Origin of the sequence: Micromonospora sp. DT48, assembly GCF_049844495.1 — a bacterium.
GTDB lineage: Bacteria > Actinomycetota > Actinomycetes > Mycobacteriales > Micromonosporaceae > Micromonospora.
On record NZ_JBNCLE010000012.1, the window covers coordinates 176714 to 195304 of the forward strand.

The window sequence follows — 18591 nt, forward strand, 5'->3', positions numbered from 1 at the left end:
CTCGGTCGGCGGCGCGATTCCGGCGTTGCCGACCGAGCCCGGTACTGTTCTCGTGATGGAGACCGACGCCCTGTTCACCCTCGGTGAACCCGCCGCAGCACCCGGTGCGCAGGCGGGTTCCAGCGGTGTCGGCGGCTTCACCCCGGCGGGTCCGGACGCGCCGCTGCCGGTCCGCATGCGCCCGGCCGATCTGGACGAGTTGGTCGGTCAGGAACACCTGCTCAGCCCGGGTGCGCCGCTGCGGCAACTGGTGGCCGGCAGCGCACCGATGTCGGTCATCCTCTGGGGGCCGCCGGGCAGCGGCAAGACCACCATCGCCCACCTGGTCGCCGCCGCCACGGACCGACGGTTCGTGGCCATGTCGGCGCTGACCGCCGGGGTCAAGGACGTCCGCGCGGTGATCGACACGGCCCGACGGCAGCGGCGCTCGGGTGGCCCGCCGACGGTGCTCTTCATCGACGAGGTGCACAGGTTCAGCAAGACCCAGCAGGACTCGCTGCTGGCCGCCGTGGAGGACCGGACGGTCACGCTGCTGGCGGCCACCACCGAGAATCCGTACTTCTCGGTCATCTCCCCGCTGCTCTCCCGCTGTGTGCTGCTCACGCTGCGCCCCCTCGACGACGATGCGGTGCGCGGGCTGCTGCGCCGGGCGCTGGTCGACGAGCGGGGGTTGGCCGGGGCGCTCACCCTCGCGCCGGAGGCGGAGGAGCATCTGGTCCGGCTGGCCGGTGGGGACGTCCGCAAGGCGCTGACGGCGCTGGAGGCGGCAGCCGCCTCGACGACTGCGCTGGGCCGGGATCTGATCGACCTGGCCACCGCCGAACGCGCGGTGGACACCGCGGCCGTCCGCTACGACCGGGCCGGGGACGCCCACTACGACGTCACCAGCGCCTTCATCAAGAGCATGCGCGGTTCCGACGTGGACGCCGCGCTGCACTGGCTGGCCCGGATGCTGGTCGCCGGGGAGGACGCCCGGTTCATCGCCCGGCGGTTGGTCATCTTCGCCAGCGAGGACGTCGGCATGGCCGATCCGGGTGCGCTCGGTGTGGCGACGGCGGCGGCGCACGCGGTGGAGTACGTCGGCCTGCCCGAGGCGCAGCTCAATCTCGCCCAGGCCGTGATCCACCTGGCCACCGCGCCCAAGTCCAACTCGGCGACCACCGCCATCGGGGCGGCGATCGCCGACGTGCGGGCCGGTCGGGGCGGGCCGGTGCCCCGGGGGCTGCGCGACGCCCACTACTCCGGTGCCCGGGGTCTGGGGCACGGCATCGGTTACCGCTACCCGCACGACGACCAGCGGGGCGTGGTCACCCAGCAGTACGTGCCCGACGACCTGGTCGGCACCGACTACTACCGGCCGAGTCAGCACGGCGCGGAACGATCGGTGGCCGGCCGGCTGCCGTTGCTGCGCCGGATCGTCCGAGGGCTGCCCACCCCTGCCCGTCCGGACGAGCCGGCACCGGGCGGGCGGCCGCAGACATCGAGGTCGTCCGGGGGGGACGACGGCGATCGCCGTACGGTCACGGACGCCCAGGTGGCCGAAGAGGTCGGCGCGAGCGCCGACGGGAGGGGTCAACAGTGAAATCGTCGGACCGACCGGACGAGGGGCCGGACGCGCGACGCGGCAAGAGTCGGCGCTGGGGTCGGGGCAAGGCCGAGCCCGCCCCGGAGGAGCCGACCGGCGGCGAGGATTTCGGCTGGATCGACGACCTGCGTTCAGCCAAGCGGCAGCGCGGCGAGTTGGGCCCCGACGGCATTGCGGTCGAGCCGCCCGCCGGAGCACGGAGCGCCCCGGCACGCCCCGGCCAGGAGCCACCGGTGCGGCCCGGCGGAGTCCACCAACCCGGCCCGGAGGGGTCGGTGGCCGTACCCGGTCGCGGGCCGGCCGAGCCGCCACGGGCACGTCCGGTCGACGGTCCCTGGCCGGGCGCCCCGGCTGCCCGACCGCCTGCCGGCGGGGACCGGCCGTCGCCGCCACCGTTCGCCGCCCCACCGGCGACCACCGGCCGACACGAGCCCGGCGCACCGAACACCCCGCCGCCCGGTTGGGCACCGCAGCCCGGTGTCGCCGGACCGGCTGCCCGGCGACCGCAGCCCGGTGATCCGGTGCCGGGTGGTCCCGGACCGGTTCCGGAGGCCAACCCGGTGTCGGGCGCACCGGTCGGTCCGGGTCGCCCGCCGGTGTCGGGCCCGCCCGCCGGTCCCGTGTCGGGGCCGCCCGGGCGTCGGCTGCCCGGTGCCCGGCCGAACGCCGCGCCCGCCGGTCCTCGTCGCCTCCCGGGAGCCGAACCCACCCACGCATCGGAGCCGGTCACCGGTGGGCTTGCGCCGAACCACGCCGACCCTGGTGTTGCCGATGGTCGGACCGGACGGTTCGCCGGGCCGGGCCGACCACGTGTGGCCGATGCCCCGGCGGGGCCGCCCGCACCCGGTGTCCCCGATCCGACGCCTCCGCGAGGGGCCCGACGCGTCGCTGCGGATCCGGTCGGTCCGCGGGCTCCCGAGCACTCCGGACCAGCCGTACCTCCCGGTTCGGTGACCCCAGGCATGACGCCTGCCGCCGGTCGACCGGCCGGGCCCCCGGCGGGGGGGCCACGGGGCGGTCGTCGGCGGGCCGCCGAGCCGGAGCGGCCCGTGGTGCCGCTGTCCGGCAACGCGCCACCGATTCCCGGCGTGCCCGCCGGCCAGCCGCCGACCGGGCCCGCTCGTACCGCACCCACCGGGCGCAGTGAACCCGGCGTACCGACGGCGGTGGACCGGGACCGCCGGGGCGCGCCCACGCCCTCCGGTGTGGACGCGGCGGCGAGCCGTCGGGCGGTAACCGCGCCGCAGCCGCCGTTCGACCGTCGGCCGGTGGACGGGCCGGTCGAGCCGCCGCGGGGACGCCGCGCGGCCGATGCCGCCGACGCGCCAGGTCGACGCCCGGACGAGGAGCCGTCCGGACGGCACGCGGTGGCGGGCGCCGGCAGCGAGACGCCTGCCGCCGGTCGACCGGGTGAGGGCCGGGCCGGACGGCCGGAGCGGCCGTCGGACTGGCTCCGGCAGGCCGGGCGAGCACACCACACAGACCCGGCGTTGCCCACGATCAGCAAGCGACCGGTGCCACCCGGTCGGGTGGTCGGCACCCCCACCGGGGGTACGCCGACCGTCGGCGACCGTCGGGGCGTGGACGCCGGGGGACCGCCCCGCCGTCCCGTGGCGGGCGGTGCGCCGACCGACGGACGCGGTGTCGAGCCGGGACCGGAACGTGCCGCCCCCGACCGCCGCGCCGACGGACCACTCACCGGCCGTGGCCGTCCTGCTCCCGTGAGCGGTCCCGTTCCCGGGCCCGACGGATCACCGACCGGCCGTGGTCGTCCTGCTCCGGGTGGCCCTGTTTCCGGGGCCGACGGACCCGGACGTGGTCGTCCCCCTTCCGGGGGCGGCCCCGTTCCCGGGGGCGACGGATCCGAGCCGGGTGGGCGGGCCGGTGCGCCGCCACGGATCGGCGGCGCGGGCCCGGTCGTTCGACCCGACGGCCCAGCCGGTGGCCCGCCACGTGGTGCGGTGCGCCCCGACGGTCCGCCTGCCGGTGCGCCGCGTGGTGCGGCGCGAACCGATGGGTCGCCTGCCGGGCCGCCGCGTGCCGCGGTGCGTCCCGACGGGATTCGCACCCGTCCGGGCGGGCCGCCGCCGGGACCGGCCCGGGGCGCGGCCCGGCCCGACGCCGGGGCACCCGACGGCGTCGACCCCGGTCGAGCCGTCGGCACCGGACCAGTCGGTTCGCCGGTCACGGCTCGGGCGGGCGCCCCGGTGCGACCGGAGGACCGGGGGACCGGCCGGGCGACCCCGCCGCATCGGAACCCGGCGGGCCCCGAACCCTCCGGTGCGTCGCCGATGCCCCCGACGCGGGTCGGCGAGGCCCCGGCGGTGGCTCGCGCCGCGGCTGCCGTGGCGCCGGTCGACCCGGCCGCGCCTCGACCCGGGGCGGAGCCGATGGTTCACCGCGCCGACGCCGCGGACCACCCCGACGTCGACCGGTCCGAGAGCGACCAGGTCGGTGACGGCGAGGCGCGTCGGCCGACGGCGGGCAACACGCGGGCGCGTACCGCCGTGCTGGTGCTGGCCAGTGTGCTCCTGCTCGGCGTGCTCCCAGCGTTCTTCGGTGTGCAGACCATGAACCGGGACCCGGTCTTCGCCTCGCTGGACAAACTGGACGTGCCGTCCTGGGCGTCGGTCGAACCGGTCGACGACGTCAGCGGCAGCCAGTGGTGCCTGCTCGACTGCCGACTGCGGGAACGCACCGCCACCTCGGACCGCCCGCCGGACGAGACCGCCCAGGCGTACGAGGCGGCGTTGACCGGTGACGGTTGGCAGCGGTGGACGCCCAACTACTGCCCGGAGCAGGAGGAGAAGGGCAGCTACACCTGCTGGCGGCGCGACGAACTCACCCTCGACCTGTGGGTACGCGAACGGACCTGCGTGCCACCGCCGGTCGACGGTGAACCCGCCGTGGTGCCGGTCCCCGACCCGTCCACGGCGGCCGAGGAATGCCCCGGATCGTTGGTGTCGGTGAAGGTGCGCAACGCCATCGACGACGAGCGGACGCGACCCCAGCCGAGCACCGACCCGTCGCTGACCGGTGAGGATCCCTTCCCGACACTGACCGAGGACCCGCTGGGCGATCTGACCTCGTCGCCACCGTCCTGAGCCGATCGTCATCACGGACGGTAGGGTCAGGTGCTGGTGGTGACCGGCGGTCGGCCGGGAACTCGACGTTGGCGTGGGTGAGACGGTCGTGCGGTTGGGGGCCCCTGCGCCCCGGAAGCACTCTTCGAGGAGGACTGGCGTGGGCTTTTTGGAGGTCGCGGCACTGATCGCGGCGATCGCGTTCGCGATGCTGGTGCTGATCCTGACGCTGCCCATCCTGCGGTTGCGGCATACCGTGGACGCCGCCACCCGCATGATCAACGACGTCAACGACCGGACGGGTCCGCTGCTCGGCGACGTCAACACCACGGTACGCAACGTCAACGTGACGCTGGAGCAGGTGCAGACCTCCCTCGACGGTGTGAACCTCCAGTTGGCCAAGGTCGACACCATGACCAGCCACGCGCAGAACATCAGCGCCAACGTCGCCAACCTGGTCACCGTGGTCTCCGCGGCAGCGGCCAACCCGCTGGTCAAGGTCGCCGCGTTCGGGTACGGCGTGCGCAAGGCCGCGGCCAGTCGCCGGCACGCCGAGACCGAGCGCGAGGTGCGGGACACCATCAAGGCTCAGCGGCGCGCCGCCCGGCGCGGCAACCGCTGAACCCGACGGCACCGGGAGGTACGAGCATGAGGCGCCTTTTCTGGCTGGGTATCGGCCTGGCGGTCGGTGTGGTGGTGGTGCGCAAGGCGACGCGTGCCGCGCACGCGTACACCCCGGCCGGCATCGCCGACAACCTGTCACAATCCGCTGGCGGGCTGGTCGAGGAACTGCGTAGCTTCGTGGCGGACGTACGCGCCGGGATGGCCGAGCGGGAGCACGAGATCCACGAGGCGTTCGCCCATGGCGAGGCGTTCGACGACCAGTTCGCCGAGCTGCGGGAGGATCCGCGGATCGGCGACCGAGAGATTTTCCCGGAGGACCACCAGCGATGAAGACGGCGGAGATCAGGCGGCGGTATCTCGCCCATTTCGAGGCGAACGGGCACACCGTGGTGCCGTCCGCTCCGCTGCCCGCCATCAGCGATCCGAACCTGCTGTTCGTCAACGCCGGCATGGTGCAGTTCGTCCCCTACTTCCTGGGCCAGCAGACGCCCTCCTACCGGCGCGCGGTGAGTGTGCAGAAGTGCATCCGTACGCCGGACATCGACGAGGTCGGCAAGACCAGCCGGCACGGCACGTTCTTCCAGATGAACGGCAACTTCTCGTTCGGTGACTACTTCAAGGACGGGGCGATCCCGCTCGCCTGGGACCTGGCCACCAAGTCGGTCGGGGCCGGCGGCTTCGGGCTGGACCCGGAGCGGATCTGGGCGACGGTCTACCTGGACGACGACGAGGCGTACGAGATCTGGCGTCGTACCGGTGTGCCCGAGGAGCGCATCGTGCGCCGGGGCAAGAAGGACAACTTCTGGTCGATGGGCATTCCCGGCCCGTGCGGCCCCTGCTCCGAGCTGTACTACGACCGGGGCCCCGAGTACGGCCCCGAGGGCGGCCCGGAGGTCGACGAGGACCGCTACCTGGAGTTCTGGAACCTCGTCTTCATGCAGTACGAGCGGGGTCCGGGCACCGACAAGGAGAACTTCCCGATCCTGGGTGAGCTGCCGGCGAAGAACATCGACACCGGCATGGGCCTGGAGCGGATGGCGTCGATCCTGCAGGGCGTCGACAACCTCTACGAGATCGACGAGGTTCGGCCGATCCTGGACCGGGCGGCGGAGTTGACCGGTAAGCGCTACGGCGCGCAGTCGGGTCAGGCCGCCAACCAGTCGCACCCCGACGACGTGCGGCTGCGGGTGGTCGCCGACCACGTGCGTACCGCGCTGATGCTCATCGGTGACGGGGTGACCCCGTCCAACGAGGGCCGGGGCTACGTGCTGCGGCGGATCATGCGCCGGGCGATCCGGGCGGTGCGGCTGCTCGGCTGGCAGGAGCGGGCGCTGCCCGAGCTGCTGCCGGTGGCCCGGGACTGCATGGCCCCGTCGTATCCGGAGCTGGCGGAGGACTTCGACCGCATCTCGGCGTACGCGTACGCCGAGGAGGACGCCTTCCTGGCGACCCTGCGCGCCGGCACCACGATCCTGGACACCGCGATCACCGAGACGAAGTCGGCGGGCAAGCCGGCGCTCTCCGGTGACAAGGCGTTCCAGCTGCACGACACGTACGGTTTCCCGATCGACCTGACGTTGGAGATCGCCGCCGAGCAGGGGTTGAAGGTCGACCAGGAGGGTTTCCGTCGGCTGATGGCCGACCAGCGGGCCCGGGCCAAGGCCGACGCGCAGGCGCGCAAGACCGGGCACACCGACCTGTCGGCGTACCGGTCGGTGCTCGACGCCGGGGGGCCGGTGACCTTCACCGGCTACACGGAGGTGGCCCGCGAGTCGACGGTGCGGGCGGTGCTCGGCACCGACGGCCCCCGGGCGGCGGCGGTCGAGGGCGACACGATCGAACTGGTGCTCGACACCACCCCGTTCTACGCGGAGGGCGGTGGGCAGCAGCCCGACCTCGGCATGATCACCGTCGGTGGCGGCCAGGTCGAGGTCCTCGACGTGCAGCAGCCGGTGCCGGGCCTGATCGTGCACCGGGCCCGGGTGCTGCGGGGCGAGGTGCGGGCGGGGGAGACCGGCTACGCCGAGATCGACACCAGTCGGCGGCGGGCCATCTCCCGGTCGCACACCGCGACCCACCTGGTGCACCAGACGATGCGCAACTTCCTCGGCGAGTCCGCCACGCAGGCCGGTTCGCTGAACGCCCCGGGCCGGCTCCGGTTCGACTTCAACACCGCCACCGGTGTCGCCCCGAGCGTGTTGCGGGACGTGGAGCAGCAGGTCAACGAGGTGCTCCTGGCCGACCTGGAGGTGCACGCCTTCGTCACCTCGCTGGAGGAGGCGCGGCGCATCGGCGCCATGGCGCTGTTCGGTGAGAAGTACGGCGAGCAGGTCCGGGTGGTCGAGGTCGGTGACTACGCCCGCGAACTGTGCGGCGGCACCCACGTGGCCCGCTCCGGCCAGCTCGGCCTGGTCAAGATCCTCTCCGAGTCGTCCATCGGGTCCGGGGTACGCCGGGTCGAGGCGCTCGTCGGCATGGACGCGTTCAACTTCCTGGCCCGCGAACACCTGCTGGTGGCCCGCCTCGCCGAGTTGTACCGGGTCCCCTCCGAGCAGGTCGCCGATCGGGTCGAGCAGACCGTCACCCAGTTGCGCGACGCGGAGAAGGAGTTGGAGAAGCTGCGTGCGCAGCTGGTCCTCGGGGGCGCGGCGGCGCTCGCCGCCCAGGCCAAGGACGTCGGCGGGATCGCCTACGTGGGCACCGAGGCGCCCGAGGGGGCGGCCGGTAACGACGTCCGCACCCTCGCCCAGGAGATCCGGGGCCGGATCGACGCGTCGCGGCCGGGTGTGGTCGCGGTGGCCGCCCGGGCCAACGGCAAGGCGTCGCTGGTGGTGGCGGTGAATTCGGCCGCCCGCAGTCGGGGTGTCGCCGCGAACGACCTGGTCAAGGCGGCGTTCTCCGGCCGGGGCGGGGGCAGCCCGGAGTTGGCGCAGGGCGGTGGCCTACCCGAGTCGGAGGTGCCGCGCCTGCTGCTCACGGTCGAGAAGGCGCTCGCCGACGCGTGAGGCGTCAGCGCGATGGATCAGGGCGGACCGTAGCGGTCCGCCCTGACGCGTATGTCCGGGGAGGTGACACGGCGTGAACGACTCGCCCCGGGGGGTACGCCTCGGAGTGGACGTCGGACAGGTCCGGATCGGGGTCTCCCGGTCCGATCCGCACGGGGTCCTGGCCACCCCGCTGGTCACCCTCGCGCGGGAGCAGAATCCCAGGTCAGAGGCGGTACCCTCGGATGTCGCCGAACTCGCCGCGCTGGTCGCCGAACACGAGGCGGTGGAGGTGGTGGTGGGTCTTCCGGTCAACCTCGCCGGAAAACATGGCCCGGCGGCGGAGCAGGTGAAGGCGTACGCTCGACAACTGGCCGATGTGATAAGTCCGGTGCCGGTGACGCTCACCGACGAGAGGATGTCCACGGTCGTGGCGAGTCGTAGGCTTGCCGAGCGTGGTGTCCGAGGGAAGAGACAACGGGCGGTGGTCGACCAGGCCGCCGCCGTGGAGATTCTGCAGAGCTGGCTGGATGCGCAGCGGAGGCGGACGCGATGATGGACGATCTGGATCTCGGGTTCGACGAGCCGGAACGGGGGGAGAAGGGCAAACACCGCCGGGGGCGTCGCAAGGGTGGCCGATCCGGTGGTGGACGGGGTAAGACCGTCCTGGCCCTGCTGCTGGCCGTGGTGCTGCTCGGCGGTATCGGCGGGGGAGCCTTCTACGGCTTCGACCGGATCCAGAGCTATTTCGTCACCCCGGACTACGACGGCGCGGGCACCGAGGACGTGACCGTCCAGATCCCGCAGGGCGCGTTCCTCGCCGACATGGCGGTGGCGCTCTACGACGCTGGCGTGATCAAGAGCACCAAGGCGTTCATCGAGGCAGCCAACGACAACTCCCGCAGCCGCAACATCCAGCCCGGCACCTACAAGCTGCGCAAGCAGATGAGCGGCGAACTGGCCGTGGCCGCGATGCTGGACCCGAAGAACCGGATCGTCAACGGGGTCACCATCCCCGAGGGGCGCACCGCGAAGAGCATCTTCAAGCTGCTCAGCGAGCACACCAAGATCCCGGTCAAGGAGTTCGAGGCCGCCGCGAAGGACCCGGCGAAGCTCGGCGTACCGGACTGGTGGTTCAAGCGGGAGGACGGCAAGAAGCCCAAGAAGTCGATCGAGGGCTTCCTCTTCCCGGACACCTACGAGATCCCGCCGGACGCCACCGCCAAGGACATCCTCGGGCAGATGGTCGACCACTTCCTCACCGTCACCGGTGAGATGGAGTTCGCCGACCGGGTGCAGAAGGAACGCGGCGGGATCAGCCCGTACGAGGCGCTGATCGTGGCGTCGCTGGCCCAGGCCGAGGCCGGTACCAAGAAGGATCTCGGCAAGGTCGCCCGGGTCGCCTACAACCGGGCCTACTCCGGCACCTTCGACTGCGGCTGCCTGGAGATGGACGTCACAGTCAACTACTACCTGGAGTTGACCGGGCAGAAGACCAAGACGTCGGCCGAGATGACCGTCAGCGATCTGGACAACCCGAAGAACCCGTACAACCGCAAGCTGCGCGGCATGATCCCCACGCCGATCAACAACCCCGGCAAGGATGCCCTCGAAGGTGCGATGGACCCGCCCAAGGGCGACTGGCTCTTCTTCGTGGCCATCGACAAGGAAGGCAACTCCGCCTTCGCCGAGACCTACGCGGAACACCGGAAGAACGAGGCCAAGGCCCGGGAGGCCGGCATCATCTGACCGGTTACGGCACCCCCGGGCCCGGGCCGGGTCAGGTCAGGTCGACCGTCGCGGTGGTGGCGGGGGCGTCGATGGTGAAGCGCGCGGTGCGGTCACCAACGCTCACGGTGTAGTCGCCGAGGAAACCTTCGACGGTGACGGTGCCGTCCGCGTCGGTGGGCAGCTCCGTCGGCGACAGCCACCACTCGCCCTTGACGAGGGCTTTCAGGGCCTCGTACGCGGGCTTCGGGCTGCCGTCGGCGCGGACCAGTCCGGCGGGTGCGCCGAGCCAGGCGCCGTGGTCGGTGATCCCCCAGTAGTTGATCGCCTGGACCGACGGGTGGGCCACCAGCGACCGGTAGTGCCGCTCGATCTCCTCGGCCTGGCGGGCCTCACCCTCGGGGGTGCTGGGCCAGTGCGGGATCTGGTAGTCGTTGAGGTCCTCGATCTCGGGCGGCATGAGGTGGCCGGAGACCAGCGTCGTCTCGGTCAGGTGCAGCGGCAGCCCGTACCGGGCGAACCGGTCGAGCGTCCGTTGCATGTACTCCTCGCCCCGGTAGCCCTGGTGCATGTGGGTCTGCAAGCCGATCGCGTCGATGCGTACCCCGGCTTCGAGGACCCCCTCGATGAGACATTCGTAGGCCGAGCTGAGGTCGAAGTCGTTGAGCACCAGGGTGGCCGCCGGGTTGGCCGCGCGGGCCTCCTCGAACGCCAGCCGCACCATGTGGATGCGGCCCCGGGCCCGCGCCAGCGGGGTGATCGCGTTGTCGCCGTTGTCGAAGACGGGCATGATGACCGCCTCGTTGATGGCGTCCCAGGTGTCGATCAGCCCGGCGAACCCGCCGGCCAGGTCGCGGACCCGGGCCCGCAGCAACCGCTCGACCTCGTCGAGGTCCAGGCCCAGCAGCCAGGACGGCTGGACGGTGTGCCAGACCAGCGGGTGGCCCTTGACGGTGACGCCCCGCTCGGCCAGCCACCGTGCCGTGGCGGTGAGTCGGTCGGTGTCGGGTGCGCCCCGGCGCGGCTCGTAGCGGCCCCAGTAGAACGGCAGGGTCGCGGTGTTGAACACGTCCAGCCACAGCTCGCCGAGCCGGTCCAGGTCCAGGCGGTCGGTGCCGCCGAAGCTCTCGACGTCGGTGGTGTCGGCCGGACCCGCGCCGCCGACCAGGTCTACGAAGTCGAAACCGATGTTGCCGAAGGCGAAGGCGTGTCGGGTCTGGGTGACCGTCACGACCTGGTCGGCGAGTGGCTGCCGGTCCGGTCCTCGGACGGTGAGGGTGATCTCGCCCTTGCGGTGTCGCAGGCTGCTGTCTGACATTGTTGGATGTTAGGCGACAGATGATCGTCGGTGAGGAGCGAAGGTGGCGGAGTCGGTGCGCGAGGCGGCAGCACCCGAGGCATCGGTACGCAGGGCGGCGGTGCTGGGTAAGCCGATCGCGCACTCGCTCTCCCCGGTGATCCACAACGCGGGGTACGCCGCCGCCGGGCTCGACGGGTGGTCGTACACCCGGATCGAGTGTGCGGCGGCGGAGCTACCGGCCCTGGTCGCCCGCCTGGGGCCGGAGTGGGCCGGGCTGTCGGTGACCATGCCGGGCAAGGAGGCGGCGCTCGCGGTGGCCGCCGAGGTCTCGCCGGTCGCCGCCGCCGTGGGTGCGGCCAACACGTTGGTACGCCGCGCCGACGGCTCCTGGTTCGCCGACAACACCGACGTCACCGGCATGGTCGAGGTGCTGACCGAGGCGGGCGTACGCGCCGGTGCCACCGTCACCGTGCTCGGCGCGGGCGGAACCGCGCGGGCGGCGCTGGCGGCGGCGGCCCGGCTGCGCGCGGCCGAGGTCCGGGTCGTCGCCCGTCGCCCGGCGGCGATCGCCGAGCTGGCACCGGTCGCGGCGGTGCTGGGGGTGCCGATGGTCGCCGCGCCGTGGCCGGTGCCCGGGTCGGAGCCGTCGCCGCTGGCCGACACCGACGTGCTGATCTCCACGGTGCCGAAGGGTGCCGTCGACGAGCTGGCCGACAGCGTGCCCTGGCGGGCGGGCACGGTGGTCTTCGACGCCATCTACGACCCGTGGCCGACCCCGCTGGCCGCCTCCGCCGAGGCCGCCGGTTGTCGCATCGTCTCCGGCCTGGACCTGCTGCTCGCCCAGGCGATCGGCCAGTTCGAGCAGTTCACCGGAGTTCCCGCACCCCGCTCCGCGATGGCCGCCGCGCTCGCCGCCGCCCGCTCCTGACCGCTCCCGCCCGCATCGCGCGCTGCCCCGTCGGCGTGCTTCGCGCCGGTGGCGATGTCGCCGCCGACCGGGTGGATCCGCGCCATGATCGGTCCCGTTCGGTGCCGAGCGGAGTGGGGCGCGTGAGTTGGGTGGTGCTTAGGTGACTTTTAAGACCCGCTTAGGTCCGGCCGTCGGACGCACACTCCGTTGTGTACACAGATACGCTGCTCAGCGTTGTTGCCGTAGACACGAGGAGTATCCGTGACCAGTCGCGGACTGCACCGCATGATCCCGCATCGTGGCCCCCGGCGGAAGGCCGTGGTGCTCGGCGCCATCGGCACCACTGTGGTGCTGGGGCTCGGTGCGACCATGGTGCCGCTGCTCGCCGATGACGACCTGTCGATTCCGGTGGTGGCCGACACCACCGCCACGATGGTGCCGCAGGACGGCGACAACAGCGTCAAGACGACCCTGGCGACCTGCCCCGCGCCCTGCGACGGCAACCCACGTGGCGCGCGGGAGGCGGTGCTCACCTTCCTGGTCACCACGCTGCCGGCGAACGCGGTGAACGTCCGGGCCACGTTGCGGGTGCACGCCTGGGAGAAGTTCGACGCGACGGTGAGCGCGCACGAGTCCCGGCTGGACGCCCGGGCGGCCCGTCCGGCGCCCTCGCCGCTGGGCGCGGCGCTGGACACGGTCACCGGCGTCACCAAGGGATTCAACGAGTGGGACGTCTCGGGTCTGGTCACCGGCAACGGAATCTGGACGCTGTCGCTGGCGCAGGCCGGGCTCGACACCCGGATCTACTGGGCCTCCGCCGAGAACCGCAACGCCGACCTGCGTCCGCGGCTGGCGCTGAGCTACGGCGTGGGTGCCCGGCCGCCGTCCGCCCCACCTAGCGTCTCACCGACGCCGTCGGCCTCGCCGAGCCGCCCGCCGGCCTCGCCGTCCGCCTCGCCGAGCGCGAGCCCGACGCCCGCCCGACCCAGCCCCACCTCGACGCCACCGCCGGCCTCGGACAAGTGCGGCACGGTCTCGGCGAAGCTGGTCCCCGCCTGCGGCGCCTGGTGGGGGATGTACTCGCCGTCCAGCGCCGCCACCGGGTGGGACCACGGCAAGTCGATCACCGATGTGGAGAAGCAGGTGGGCCGGACGTTCGACATCGTCCACCGCTACCACGACTTCTCGAACACCGGCAGCAACGGTGCCTTCCCGGACGCCTTCCAGCAGCAGCAGATGCGGGAGGGCAGGCTGATGTTCTTCGCCTGGGAGAGTCGGATCTTCTCCTCGGGCACCGTGTTGACCTGGAAGGACGTCTACAGCGGACGGTACGACGCGACCATCGACGCGGTCGCCGGACGGATCCGGGCGATCGGCAAGCCGGTCTTCATCGGCTTCGACCACGAGCCGGAGGACGAGCCGGCGAAGGGTAGCGACGCGGACTTCGTCCGGGCCTGGCGGTACGTGCACGACCGGTTCGCCAACGCCAAGGCCGACAACGCGGTCTGGGTGTGGACGATGATGGGCTGGTCCGGCCACTACGACAGGTACGCCGGCCTCTACCCCGGTGACAGTTACGTCGACTGGGTCGCCTGGGATCCGTACAACTTCCACGTCTGCAACGGCAGCACCGTGTGGAAGAGCCCCAGCAACACCATCGGTTCCTTCTACCGCTGGCTGGACGACAACGGCATCGGTGCGGGCAAGCCCCGGATGCTGGCCGAGTTCGGCACCAACATGAACTCCGCCGACCCGAACGCCAAGCGACGGTGGTTCGAGGAGTTCCCGGCGGCGCTGAAGGCCCACCCGAAGATCAAGGCAGCGATCTACTTCAACTCGCCGGGCATGACGAAGACGACGAACACCTGCAACATGCTGATGAACCAGGACGCGGCGTCGATCGCCGGATTCGCCGCGGCGGGACGAGACAGCTACCTGCGGCAGCCGACCGGGGGGAGTCGCTGAGTGAAGTGAACTGATCACGGAGACGTACCGCTTGGATTGTCAATAATCTGACTGTCTGCCGGGTTGTCCGTTTCCTGATCCACCGACCGCCCAATCGGCGGATGCCGCCCTCCAGCGTGGAGCGGGCACGCTACGTGCATTCTCGTCCACTCTGGAGGCGCAGCGTGCCCAGATTCTCCTTGCCGTGGCGTACGGTTCGTCGGCGTCGAACACGGGCCGCGACCGTCGCGATGGTGACCGTCGCGGCTGTCCTGGCCGTGCCCACCGCGACATCCGCAGCCGTGGTTCCGGCGCCCGAGCCGGCCACCCTGGTCTCGACCAACCCGGTAGACCAGACCCCGCACGCCCGCGACGGCGAGGCTCGCGCCTTCGCCGAAATCGGGAACACGGTCTTCGTCGGCGGCACTTTCACGCAGATTCGGCAGACGGCCAGTTCGGCCTGGACCTCCCGTAGCTACCTCTTCGCGTACGACCGGACCACCGGGACGATCTCCACGACCTTCCTGCCGGTGCTCGACGGTGCGGTCAACGCGCTCATCGCCGGCCCCGGCGGAATACTCATCGTCGGCGGGGCCTTCAAGAACGTCAACGGTGTGTCCCGCCGCAACCTGGTGGCCCTCGAACCCTCGACCGGCATGATCGTCGACAGTTGGGTCGGTCGCTCCGACGGTGGCAACGTGCGGGACCTGGTGCTGCACGGCAACTGGCTCTACGTTGCCGGAGCCTTCAACTGGCTCAACGGCACCGCGCACGCCGGGCTCGGCCGGATGGACGCGACCACCGGCGAGATCGACCCGACCTTCAACATCAACACCAGCGTCGGCCGACACGGCACCAGCATGTACGTCTGGACCATCGACGTCTCGCCGGACGGCAACACCCTCGTCGTCGGCGGCAACTTCCTCTACGTCAACGAGCTGCCACGCAACCAGATCGCGCTGGTCGACCTCACCGACACCCCGAGCGTCATCGACTGGAGTTCGGAGCGGTTCGTGGCCCCGTGCGCGAACCCGACGACCTTCGTGCACTACGTGCAGGACGTACGCTTCGGCGGCGACGGGACCTGGTTCGTGGTCGGCACCAACGGCGGTACGGGCTGGCCGAGCGCCTACTGTGACGCCCTGGTCCGCTTCGAGACCGACGCCCGGGGGCCCAACCAGGTCGCCACCTGGGTCAACTTCACGGGTAACGACACGATCACGTCGGTCGAGGTGGCCGACAACGTGATCTACCTCGGTGGGCACTTCCGCTGGCTGAACAACCCGAACGCCAGTGACCGGGCCGGCAACGGCGCCATCGACCGGCTGGGCATCGGTGCGGTCACGCCGGCCACCGGCATGCCGGTGAACTGGAACCCGCGCCGCAGCGGTGGCAACGCCCTGCCCTCGGGCGCCAGTTCCTGGGGCTCGTCGGTGCCGGTGCTCTGGCGGGGCAGCGCCGGTCTCTACTTCGGTCATAACTCCGACGGCATGGGTAACGAGTACCACGGCCGGCTCGGCATGTTCCCGCTCAGTGGTGGGCGCACCATCACCCCGAAGAACCCGCCCACCGGGAGCAGCGGATACCTCCACCTGAACGTCGGGCCCGGCGAGGTGGCGAAGGTGCCGTTCGACGGCACCGAGTTGGACGCCGAGAACGCCACGGTGGTCAGCCAGCCGAACTACACGGGCGCGGGCGCGACCTGGCTGGTGGATGACCGGATCTACTGGTCCCACGCGGTCTCCGGCACGCCGACCGGCAGTCGGATCGACGTCTCGCTGTTCAACGGCTCCACCATCGGTGGGCCCTGGGAGGCGTCCGGCTACAACGACTGGTACAACCCGGCCCTGCTGACCGGCGCGTTCTTCCTGGACGGTCGGCTGTACTACACCCGCAGCGGCGCGAACAACCTCTACTACCGCTACTTCGAGATCGACGGCAACTATCTGGGCGCCACCGAGTTCGTCCTGCCGACCACCGGCGTGACCTGGTCGGCGGTGCGAGGCATGGCCTGGGTTGACGGTAAGATCGTCTACGGGGCGACCAACGGTTCGCTGCGTAGTGTGCCGTTCGACCCGACCCTGGCTCCCGCTGCGGCGGTCAACGGCACCGAGTCGACGCTCATCGCGGAGGCGACCCCGGAGCTGACCTGGTCGACCGCCTCGATGTTCTTTTCGGTGTCCTAGCGTTCACCGTTCGTAACGAATCCTCGGTAGTTTGTTCACCTCGGGTCGGCGTGCGGCATCATCCGCCGCCGACCCGAGGCAAGGTGGGGAGGCTCGTTGACTGGCATCCGGCGTGGACTCGTCGTGCGTACCGTCTTCGCGGTCAAGCGTGGTTGGTACCGGCTGCGCTATCCGCGTCTGCGACTCGGCGCGGGAGTGGAGATCCGGGGCCGGATCCGGCTGCGTCGCGGCGTACGGGTCACCATCGGTGAGCACACCCGACTGAACAAACTGGTCCGGTTCGCCGGGCCGGGTGAGGTGCGCGTCGGCGCGAACTGCCTGCTCAACGCGACCTGGATCGGCACCTGGACGTCGGTGACCATCGGCGACCGCTGCCTGTTGTCGGACTGCGAACTGCTCGACAACGACTTCCACAACCTTGCCCCCGACCGCCGGCACGATCCGCCCACCCCGGCCACCCGCGCTCCGATAACCATCGAGGACAACGTCTGGATCGGCGCGCACGCGCTGGTCATGAAGGGGGTGCGGATCGGTCGGGATAGCGTCGTGGGTGCCGCGACCGTGGTCCGCGCCGACGTGCCGCCCGGGGTCGTGGTGATCGGCAACCCACAACAGATAGCGAAGAAGTTCCATGACTGATCCCGCGCCCAGCCACTGGACCGGTCCCGTGGCCGCCTCCTCGCCCCGCACCGTCACGATCGGCGACATGGCGCGGGTGCCGCTGCACCGGCTCCGGTTGGTCGCGGCGGTGGCCCTCGGCGGACTGCTCGCCGCCGGCGGCTACCTGCTGCTGGCACCGGCCACGGTCACGGCGAACGCGGTGGTCGCGGTGCGGCCGGTGGTCACCGACGCCTTCACGCCCAGCGGTGCCGCCGCCGACCGGGCGGTGAACATGAACGTGGAGAGCGGCATCGCCACCGGCACCGAGGTCGTCGCCAAACTGGCCGAGCGCTTCGACTCCGACCATCGCACCGTGCGCGACGCCCTCGAGGTCGAGGTGCCCGCCGGTGGCCAGATCCTGCGGTTCACCTACCAGGCCCCGGACGCCGAACAGGCCGTGACGGGCGCCAACCTGGCCGCGCAGAGCTACCTGGACGTCCGCCGTGCCATGTACGAGAAGCAGCGCGAGGAGATGCTGCGGTCCTACGACGAGAGCATCGAGAAGGTCGTCGCACAGCGCAACGCCGTGCAGCGCCGGATCAACAACGCCCGGGACACCTCCGCCGCCAACGCCGCGGTCGCCGAACTCGGCGGGATCAACAACCAGCTCACCCAGCTCAGCTCGGCCCGCACGGAGATCGCCGCGGTCGACGTGAACCCGGGCTGGGTCACCCGCAGCGCCGAGCGGGCGCTGGCCACCACGGCCGGCAACGCGCCGCTGCTGCTGGCCGGTGGGCTGCTCGGGGGGACCGTGATCGGGCTGGTGCTCGCCTTCCTGTGGGAGTCGGTGGACCGGCGCATCCGCAGCGCGGCCGACGCCCGGGACAGCACCGGCCTGCCGCTGCTGGGCACCGTCCGCCGGGTCGGGCTACGCGGCCGGGCGGTCGACGCCGACGTCCGCTACGTCGCCATGGCCGTCGCCGAGCGGGTACGCCAACCCGCCCGGGTCGCCGTGCTCACCGCGCGGGAGGACGCCACCGAGATCACCGCCGGTCTCGCGGTCGCCCTCGCCGTGGTCGGTCGGGAGGTGTTCGTCGCCGACGACGGCGGCCGAGTCGACCGACTGCGGGCCGCGGTGCTCGCCGACCGGGACCGGTTGCCGCCGAGCCTCGACCCGACCAAACCCGCCGTACCCAAGCCCCGTACCGCCCCCACCGACATCGACGACGGCCCCACCGAGGTCGTCACCCGCCGTCCCTCCCCACATCCGGTGGGGGCACGCCCGTCCACCGATCCGGAGGCGACGCTCACCCTGCCCCGTGTCGCCAAGACCGTCGGCCGTACCGACAACGGCCGGCCGACCGGCGACGCGCAGGTGGTGGTGGGCGCCGGCTCCGTGCGGTTCGGCACCTGGCGGCAGGGCGCCGACCAGAGCCTGGTGCTGTACAACGCGCCGCCGGCGGAGACCGACGAGCGGGGTGTGGCGATAGCCCGACAGGGCACCGCCGTGGTCGTGGTCGAACGCGACCGCACCCGGCAGGCCGACCTGCGCCGCCTCGCGGAGCGGCTGCGGGCGGCCGGGGTCAACCCGCTGGGATTCGTGCTGTGCCGCAGCGGGCGGAGTTGAGGCGTGCCGGTCACCCACGC

13 protein-coding genes are annotated in these 18591 nt (G+C 71.9%); 12 read left to right on the forward strand and 1 reads right to left on the reverse strand.

The genetic code is table 11. The features are described from left to right. Positions 1-55: 55 nt before the first annotated feature. The 7 genes from ACLQ2S_RS16840 to mltG all read left to right on the forward strand — a co-directional run bounded on the left by ACLQ2S_RS16840 (position 56) and on the right by mltG (position 10025). Complete coding sequence (locus tag ACLQ2S_RS16840; RefSeq protein ID WP_155217962.1) at positions 56-1582, forward strand: replication-associated recombination protein A; 1527 nt, start codon at positions 56-58, stop codon at positions 1580-1582. Positions 1583-3975: 2393 nt separating this feature from the next. Continuing rightward, positions 3976-4689 (forward strand): hypothetical protein, encoded by a 714-nt coding sequence (locus tag ACLQ2S_RS16845; RefSeq protein ID WP_425702027.1) that lies wholly within the window; start codon positions 3976-3978, stop codon positions 4687-4689. 139 nt (positions 4690-4828) lie between these two features. Beyond that, positions 4829-5290, forward strand: coding sequence for a DUF948 domain-containing protein (locus ACLQ2S_RS16850; RefSeq protein WP_309223233.1), 462 nt, complete (start codon positions 4829-4831; stop codon positions 5288-5290). A 26-nt stretch (positions 5291-5316) separates the two neighbouring features. After that, positions 5317-5622, forward strand: coding sequence for a hypothetical protein (locus ACLQ2S_RS16855; RefSeq protein WP_155217964.1), 306 nt, complete (start codon positions 5317-5319; stop codon positions 5620-5622). Beyond that, positions 5619-8297, forward strand: a complete 2679-nt coding sequence (gene alaS / locus ACLQ2S_RS16860) for an alanine--tRNA ligase (RefSeq protein WP_155217966.1) — start codon at positions 5619-5621, stop codon at positions 8295-8297. Before ACLQ2S_RS16855 ends, alaS begins: the two co-directional genes overlap by 4 nt. A gap of 73 nt (positions 8298-8370) precedes the next feature. Beyond that, positions 8371-8832, forward strand: coding sequence for a Holliday junction resolvase RuvX (gene ruvX, locus ACLQ2S_RS16865; protein ID WP_425702005.1), 462 nt, complete (start codon positions 8371-8373; stop codon positions 8830-8832). Then, complete coding sequence (gene mltG / locus ACLQ2S_RS16870; protein WP_155217967.1) at positions 8829-10025, forward strand: endolytic transglycosylase MltG; 1197 nt, start codon at positions 8829-8831, stop codon at positions 10023-10025. The genes ruvX and mltG overlap by 4 nt, the downstream gene beginning before the upstream one ends. Before the next feature lie 31 nt (positions 10026-10056). On the opposite strand, the gene ACLQ2S_RS16875 is transcribed toward mltG, so the two are convergent. After that, on the reverse strand, positions 10057-11322 hold the full coding sequence (locus ACLQ2S_RS16875) for an endo-1,4-beta-xylanase (RefSeq protein ID WP_425702006.1): 1266 nt from the start codon (positions 11320-11322) through the stop codon (positions 10057-10059). A 100-nt stretch (positions 11323-11422) separates the two neighbouring features. Here ACLQ2S_RS16875 and ACLQ2S_RS16880 point away from each other — a divergent pair, with 100 nt between their 5' ends. The 5 genes from ACLQ2S_RS16880 (at position 11423) to ACLQ2S_RS16900 (ending at position 18571) form a co-directional block, all read left to right on the forward strand. Beyond that, complete coding sequence (locus tag ACLQ2S_RS16880; RefSeq protein ID WP_375335336.1) at positions 11423-12232, forward strand: shikimate dehydrogenase; 810 nt, start codon at positions 11423-11425, stop codon at positions 12230-12232. 243 nt (positions 12233-12475) lie between these two features. Continuing rightward, the gene (locus tag ACLQ2S_RS16885; RefSeq protein ID WP_309223236.1) at positions 12476-14179 is read left to right on the forward strand and encodes a glycosyl hydrolase; all 1704 of its coding nucleotides are present in this window, start codon (positions 12476-12478) and stop codon (positions 14177-14179) included. Positions 14180-14409: 230 nt separating this feature from the next. Next, entirely contained in the window at positions 14410-16344 is a 1935-nt protein-coding gene (locus ACLQ2S_RS16890) for a hypothetical protein (RefSeq protein ID WP_155218167.1), read from the forward strand. A 96-nt stretch (positions 16345-16440) separates the two neighbouring features. After that, positions 16441-16983, forward strand: a complete 543-nt coding sequence (locus tag ACLQ2S_RS16895) for an acyltransferase (protein WP_155217971.1) — start codon at positions 16441-16443, stop codon at positions 16981-16983. After that, a complete protein-coding gene (locus tag ACLQ2S_RS16900) occupies positions 16976-18571 on the forward strand; it encodes a lipopolysaccharide biosynthesis protein (RefSeq protein ID WP_155217973.1) in 1596 nt (531 codons plus the stop codon). The genes ACLQ2S_RS16895 and ACLQ2S_RS16900 overlap by 8 nt, the downstream gene beginning before the upstream one ends. Positions 18572-18591 lie beyond the last annotated feature (20 nt).